The organism is Limimaricola cinnabarinus (assembly GCF_002723615.1).
Classification (GTDB): domain Bacteria; phylum Pseudomonadota; class Alphaproteobacteria; order Rhodobacterales; family Rhodobacteraceae; genus Limimaricola; species Limimaricola cinnabarinus_B.
In genome coordinates this window covers 1-6451 of sequence record NZ_KZ305001.1, presented here as the reverse complement: position 1 = coordinate 6451, position 6451 = coordinate 1, and the positions used below count along the sequence as shown (strand labels likewise).

Sequence of the window (6451 nt, the reverse complement as noted above, 5' to 3'; positions counted from 1 at the left end):
CCGGCCGCCCCGGTCGAGCCCGCCCGCCGCCGCGCGGCCGATCCCGCGACCGCCGCGGCCCAGCGCCCGCATCAGCGCCGCCCAGAAGGCGCGCGCCGCCTGACCGAGATCGGTCTCGGGCGGGCTGTCCGGCCCCGGGGCGGGCCGGGACGCCGAAGGCGCCGCGTCGCTCGCCTCATGGCCGGGATCGGAAGGCGCGGGCGTCTTGTCGTCTGTCATGCGGCGGGGTTCCGGAACTGTCAGTCCCGGAGGGTAGGCGCGGCCCGGGCCGCGTCAAGCGGCGCGGGGCTTTCGGGAGAGGCTCAGATCGAGAAGCTGGTGCCGCAGCCGCAGGAGCTGCTGGCATTGGGGTTCTCGATCACGAAGCGCGCGCCGATCAGCTCGTCGGCGAAGTCGATCGTGGCATCGGCCAGGAAGGGCAGCGAGACGCTGTCGACCACGACCTTCTCGCCCGCGCCTTCGAGCACGAGGTCGTCCTCGCGGGGCTCGTCGAGCGCGATCTCGTATTGAAAGCCCGAGCAGCCGCCGCCCTCGACCGCGACGCGCAGCGCCTTTCCTTCCGCCTGGGCGCCGATCTCGGAGAGGCGTTCCCAGGCGCGGGGGGTGACCTTGGGGGGCAGGGTGAGCATGGCGGAACCTATCTCGGGGCAGGGTCATTGTGCCGGGCCGGGCGCGGTCCTTCTCGCGAATTTCCTGTCCGGGCGGCCTTCCGACCCATATAGGTAAGGTGAATAGTGACGACAAGCTGGCGGACGACATGATGGCTCCCTATGCCTCCGACCCGCGCGACACGCGCGGCAGGCTCCACCCCGAGGAAGAGAGCGCCTTCCGCTCGCCCTTTCAGCGCGACCGCGACCGCATCATCCATGCGAGCGCGTTCCGCCGCCTCAAGCACAAGACGCAGGTCTTCATCGAGCATGAGGGCGACTATTTCCGCACCCGCCTCACCCATTCGATCGAGGTGGCGCAGGTGGCGCGCACCATTTCCGGCGTGCTCGGGCTCAACACCGAGCTGACCGAGGCGGTGGCGCTGGCGCACGATCTCGGCCACCCGCCCTTCGGCCATACCGGCGAGGACGCGCTCGACGCGCTGATGGCGCCTTATGGCGGCTTCGATCACAACGCGCAGGCGATCCGCATCGTCACCTCGCTGGAGCGGCACTATGCCGATTTCGACGGGCTGAACCTGACATGGGAGACGCTGGAGGGGATCGCCAAGCATAATGGTCCCGTGACGCCCCTCCGGGGCAATGGTCCCGTGACGCCCCTCCGGGGCGATGGTCCGGTCACGGGCGAGATCCCCTACGCGCTCGCCGATTACAACGCGCTGCACGATCTGGAGCTGCACACCCATGCCAGCGCCGAGGCGCAGGTGGCGGCGCTGGCCGACGACATCGCCTATTCCCATCACGACCTGCATGACGGGCTCAGGGCCGAGCTGTTCTCGACCGACGAGCTCGCGGAGCTGCCGATCCTCGACGCCTGCTTTGCCGAGGTGGACCGGGCATATCCGGGGCTGAATTATTACCGCCGCCGCCACGAGGCGCTCCGGCGCTTCTTCGGCGTGCTGGTCGAGGACGTGATCGGCGTGGCGCGCGCCAATCTTGCCGAGGCCGATCCGAAATCGGCGCGCGAGGTGCGCGAGGCGGGGCGGATGATGGTCCGCTTCACCCCCGGTCTCTGGAGCGATCTGAAGGTGCTGCGCAGGTTTCTCTTTCACCGCATGTACCGCGCCCCCGAGGTGGTGGTCATGCGCGAGCGCGTGACCGGCGTGATCCACGATCTCTTTCCGCTTTTCATGGCCCATCCCGAGCATCTGCCCAAGCAGTGGCGCAAGGACGTGGCCGAGGCGCAGGGCGAAACCGCCTTGGCACGGATCGTGGCGGACTACATTGCCGGCATGACCGACCGTTTCGCGCTGCAGGAGCATGCGCGGCTGACCGGCTCGGACATTCTGGAAAAGACAAACGTGGCGGGGGCCTGGAGTGGCGATTGAAACGGCGACGGGGCAGGCGGCAGCGCTGAGCCCGATCATGGCCTTCGCGCTGGTGGGCGTGATCGGGGTCGGCTCGCAATGGCTGGCCTGGCGGCTCAGGCTGCCGGCGATCGTGCTGATGCTGGCGGCGGGGCTCGTCATCGGGCCGGGCCTGGGCTGGTTCGTGCCCGAGCGCGACATCGGGCCGCTGGTGCGGCCGATGATCTCGATCGCGGTGGCGATCATCCTGTTCGAGGGCGGGCTCACGCTCAACTTCCGCAGCTTGCGCGACGAGGCCAAGGGGGTAAGCCGGCTGGTCTTCATCGGCGCGCCGCTGGGCTGGCTCTTCTCGGCGCTGGCGCTGCGCTACGGCGCGGGGATGAGCTGGGAAAGCGCGGCGGTGTTCGGCGGCATCATGATCGTCACCGGGCCGACCGTGATCGCGCCGCTTTTGCGCACCGCGCGTCTGGCGCGGCGTCCGGCCTCGCTCTTGCAATGGGAGGCAATCGTCAACGACCCGATCGGCGCGCTCGCCGCAGTGCTGGCCTTCGAGGTGGTGCTGGTGATGCGCACCGCCGTCACCGTCGGCAGCGCCGTGTGGGAGCTGGCGCTCGGCATCGGCGTGGCGCTGGCGCTGGGCGCGGCGGGCGCGGCGGTGGTCGCCTGGGGATTCCGCAAGGGGCGGGTGCCGGAATACATGAAGGTGCCGGTGCTGTTCTCGCTGCTGCTCGCGGTCTTCGCGGTCTCCGACACGGTGCTGCATGAAAGCGGCCTGCTGGCGGTGACGGTGATGGGGATCGGCATCGCCAATGCCGATCTGCCCTCCTATGCCGAGCTGCGCCGCTTCAAGGAGCACGCGACGATCCTGCTGGTCTCGGGCGTGTTCATCCTTCTGGCCGCGGCGATCGAGTTCGACACGCTGGCCGCGCTCGACTGGCGCGCGGTGGTCTTCGTGCTGGCGGTGGTGCTGGTGGTGCGGCCGCTGACCGTCTACCTGTCGCTTCTGGGCGCGGGCGTGCCGTGGCGCGAGCAGCTTCTGGTGGCGCTGACCGGCCCGCGCGGCGTGGTGCTGGTCGCGGTGGCGGGCCTCTTCGGCGAAAGGCTCGCCGATCTCGGCGTGCCCGATGGCGACGTGGTCGCACCGCTGGCCTTCGTCCTCGTGGCCTTCACCGTGGTGGTGCATGGCTTCACCCTCGCGCCCTTCGCGCGGATGCTGAAGCTGTCGGGCGGCGCGGTGCCGGGCGTGCTGCTGATCGGCGGCTCGCGCTGGACGCTGGGGCTGGCCGAGGCGCTCAGGAAGGTCGATGTGCCGGTGCTGATGGCCGATACCAACCACATCAATCTGCGCCCCGCCCGGGCGGTCGGGCTCGACACCTATTCGGGCGACATCCTGTCGGAATCGGCCGAGCACTGGCTGGAGCTGGTGAGCTACGACATCGTCGTCGCCGCCACCGAGAACGACGCCTACAACACGCTGGTCGCCACCGATCTCGGCCCCGAATTCGGCCGCGACAACGTCTACCAGATCATGCGGGAGAAGAACGAAAGCGCGCGGCACGCGCTGTCGAGCAGCCTGACGGGCCGCGAATTCGGGCCAGAAGAGACCTATGCCGGGCTGCAAAAGCTGATGCGCGAGGGCTGGAGCTTTCGCGTGACGCGGCTGACCGAGGAATACGGGCTCGAGGAATGGCGCGAGAAGCGGCCCCATGCCAAGGTCGTCGCCCGCGTCGGCCCGCAAGGCACCACCGAGTTCATCCGCGAAGACGAGGACATCCGCCCCGCGCCCGGCGTGCGGATCATCTCGATGCTGCCGCCCGGCGAGGAGAAGGGCACCGACCCCGAGGCGGGCCACGAAATCGCCAAGCAGGCCGCAAAGAACAAGCCCGGCAAGGGCAGCGGCCGTCCGGCGGGCAAGAGCGGCAGCATGGCCGGTGTGAAGGCCTGGGGGCCGAAGCCGGGCAGCAGGCCGCCCGGCGGAAAGTCCGGCGGAAAGTCCGGTGGAAAGCCCGGGGGCAAGCCGCCCCGCGCCGCCTGATCGCGGTCTCGGATCGGCCGGGGCGGCGCCTGCGCGTTGACGTGCGGCGCCGCCGTGGTAAAGGGTCGCGGGCCGATCTCGCGGCACGACTAGGCCGAAAGGACTGCGCATGAACCTCTTCACCGACATCCGGGCGCTGGTGCTCGACACGCTGGACGCGATGACCCGCGACGGGGCGCTGCCCGAGGGCCTCAAGACCGCCGCCGTGACGGTGGAGCCGCCGCGCGATCCGGCGCATGGCGACATGGCGACCAATGCCGCGATGGTGCTGGCCAAGCCCGCGGGCCGCAAGCCGCGCGACATCGCCGAGGATCTGGCCGCGCGGCTGGCCGCCGATGACCGCATCGCCACCGCCGAGGTGGCCGGGCCCGGCTTCATCAACATCCGCCTCGCGCCGAGCCTCTGGCAGGGCATCATCCGCGCCGCGCTGACCGAGAAGGGCTTTGGCCGCTCGGCGATGGGGCAGGGCGAGCGCGTCAATGTCGAATACGTCTCGGCCAACCCGACGGGGCCGATGCATGTGGGCCATGCCCGCGGCGCGGTGTTCGGCGACGCGCTGGCGCGGCTCCTCGATTATTCGGGCCATGACGTCACCAAGGAATACTACGTCAATGACGGCGGCGCGCAGGTCGACGTGCTGGCGCGCTCGTCCTTCGAGCGCTACCGCGAGGCCTGCGGGCTTGCGCCGCAGATCGGCGAGGGGCTCTACCCGGGCGATTACCTCGTGCCGGTGGGCGAAAAGCTGAAGGAGCGCTGGGGCGAGAGCAAGCTCGACGCGCCCGAGAGCGAATGGCTCGAAGAGGCGCGCGAGATCGCCACCGAAGCCATGATGGAGATGATCCGCGACGACCTCGCCGCGCTGGGCGTCACCATGGACGTGTTCTTTTCCGAAAAGGCGCTCTACGGCACCGGGCGGATCGAGGATGCGATCAAGACGCTCGACGCCAAGGGCCTGATCTATCGCGGCACGCTGGAGCCGCCCAAGGGCAAGACGCCCGAGGATTGGGAGCCGCGCGAGCAGACGCTGTTCCGCTCCACCGCGCATGGCGACGATGTCGACCGCCCGATCATGAAGTCGGACGGGGCATGGACCTATTTCGCGCCCGACATCGCCTATCATTACGACAAGGTGGAGCGCGGCTTCACCCGGCTGATCGACGTCTTCGGCGCCGATCACGGCGGCTATGTCAAAAGGATGAAGGCCGCCGTCTCGGCGCTCTCCGAGGGTCGCGTGCCGCTCGACGTGAAGCTGGTGCAGCTGGTCAAGCTGTGGAAGAACGGCGAGCCGTTCAAGATGTCCAAGCGCGCGGGCAATTTCGTCACGCTGCGCGATCTCGTCGATCAGGTCGGCCCGGACGCGGTGCGCTTTCACATGCTGACCCGCAAGAACGACGCGCCGCTCGATTTCGACTTCGACAAGGTGCTGGAGCAAAGCCGCGAGAACCCGGTCTTCTACGTGCAATACGCCAATGCGCGGATCAACTCGGTGCTGCGCAAGGCCGAGGCCATGGGCATCGCCGTCGATGACGCGACGCTGGCCGAGGCGGATCTGTCGAAGCTCGATCACGAGGCGGAGCTGGCGCTGATGCGCGCCCTCGCCGAATGGCCGCGCCTTGTCGAGATCGCCGCCAAGGGGCACGAGCCGCACCGCGTCGCCTTCTACCTCTACGATCTGGCCTCGGCGCTCCACGCGCTGTGGAACCGCGGCAATGACGAGCCCTCGCTGCGATTCCTGCAAGAGGGCGATGCGGCCACGACGCAGGGCAAGATTTCGCTCGCGCGCGCGGTCGGCGTTGTGATCGGGGAAGGGCTTGGTATCCTTGGCGTCACCCCGGTCGAGGAGATGCGCTGAGGCGCGACCCCATCGGCACGGCATGAAGGGGGCGCGCGCCCCCTTCACCCGGCGTAGCGAGCGGCAGAGAGGCTGAGATGGCACAACCGAGCGACCCGCAGGGGCCCGGCCCCCTGGCGACCGGCATGGCCCTGGTGTTCCGCTACGCGGGCGCCATCGTCTCGCTCGCGCTGGTGCTGGGCATCGCCGTCTGGGGCTACAAGCTGTGGGTGCGCGACGTCACCGGCATCCCGGTGGTGCGCGCCATGCAAGGCCCGATGCGCGAGGCCCCCGAGGACCCGGGCGGCGAGATCGCCCTGCACAAGGGGCTCGCCGTCAACGACATCGCCGCCATGGGCGAGGCCGCGGGCCCCGAGGAGCGGCTGGTGCTGGCGCCGCCGGGGCCGGGGCTGACCGAAGAAGACCTGCTGGTGCAGCCCACCGCCGAGGCGGGCGAGCTGCGCCCGGGCGAGGATCTGGCCGGGGCGATGCCGCAATTCGACCCCGACAAGCCGATGTCGGCCAATGACGTGGCCGCGCTGGCCGACAGCATCGCGGCGGGCGCCGCGCCGCTGGGCGCGCCGGCGCCGGCGCCGGGCCTCCTGCCGGG

At 69.8% G+C, this 6451-nt stretch carries 5 protein-coding genes and 1 pseudogene; 4 read left to right on the top strand and 2 right to left on the bottom strand.

Annotated elements, in window-relative coordinates:
• Together CJ301_RS18210 and CJ301_RS18205 are read right to left on the bottom strand one after the other, a co-directional pair.
• The coding region (locus CJ301_RS18210) for a hypothetical protein (protein WP_216823335.1) at positions 1-219 on the bottom strand (219 nt) is incomplete at its 3' end.
• An 83-nt stretch (positions 220-302) separates the two neighbouring features.
• A complete protein-coding gene (locus CJ301_RS18205) occupies positions 303-629 on the bottom strand; it encodes a HesB/IscA family protein (RefSeq protein WP_099278760.1) in 327 nt (108 codons plus the stop codon).
• Positions 630-757: 128 nt separating this feature from the next.
• Here CJ301_RS18205 and CJ301_RS18200 point away from each other — a divergent pair, with 128 nt between their 5' ends.
• The 4 genes and pseudogenes from CJ301_RS18200 to CJ301_RS19215 form a co-directional block, all read left to right on the top strand.
• Positions 758-1996, top strand: coding sequence for a deoxyguanosinetriphosphate triphosphohydrolase (locus CJ301_RS18200; RefSeq protein WP_099278759.1), 1239 nt, complete (start codon positions 758-760; stop codon positions 1994-1996).
• Positions 1997-2033: 37 nt separating this feature from the next.
• Positions 2034-4010: a cation:proton antiporter gene (locus CJ301_RS18195; protein ID WP_301553823.1), complete on the top strand. Its 1977-nt coding sequence runs from the start codon at positions 2034-2036 to the stop codon at positions 4008-4010.
• Between the two features lie 109 nt (positions 4011-4119).
• Positions 4120-5862, top strand: coding sequence for an arginine--tRNA ligase (gene argS / locus CJ301_RS18190; protein ID WP_099278758.1), 1743 nt, complete (start codon positions 4120-4122; stop codon positions 5860-5862).
• A 77-nt stretch (positions 5863-5939) separates the two neighbouring features.
• Positions 5940-6451: pseudogene (locus CJ301_RS19215) on the top strand (SPOR domain-containing protein); the annotation flags it as partial.

Bases quoted from the DNA above. Each gene is read 5' to 3' on its own strand.
- argS (WP_099278758.1), top strand. From the start codon at position 4,120: ATGAACCTCTTCACCGACATCCGGGCGCTGGTGCTCGACACGCTGGAC.
- CJ301_RS18200 (WP_099278759.1), top strand. From the start codon at position 758: ATGATGGCTCCCTATGCCTCCGACCCGCGCGACACGCGCGGCAGGCTC.
- CJ301_RS18195 (WP_301553823.1), top strand. From the start codon at position 2,034: ATGGCCTTCGCGCTGGTGGGCGTGATCGGGGTCGGCTCGCAATGGCTG.
- CJ301_RS18205 (WP_099278760.1), bottom strand. From the start codon at position 629: ATGCTCACCCTGCCCCCCAAGGTCACCCCCCGCGCCTGGGAACGCCTC.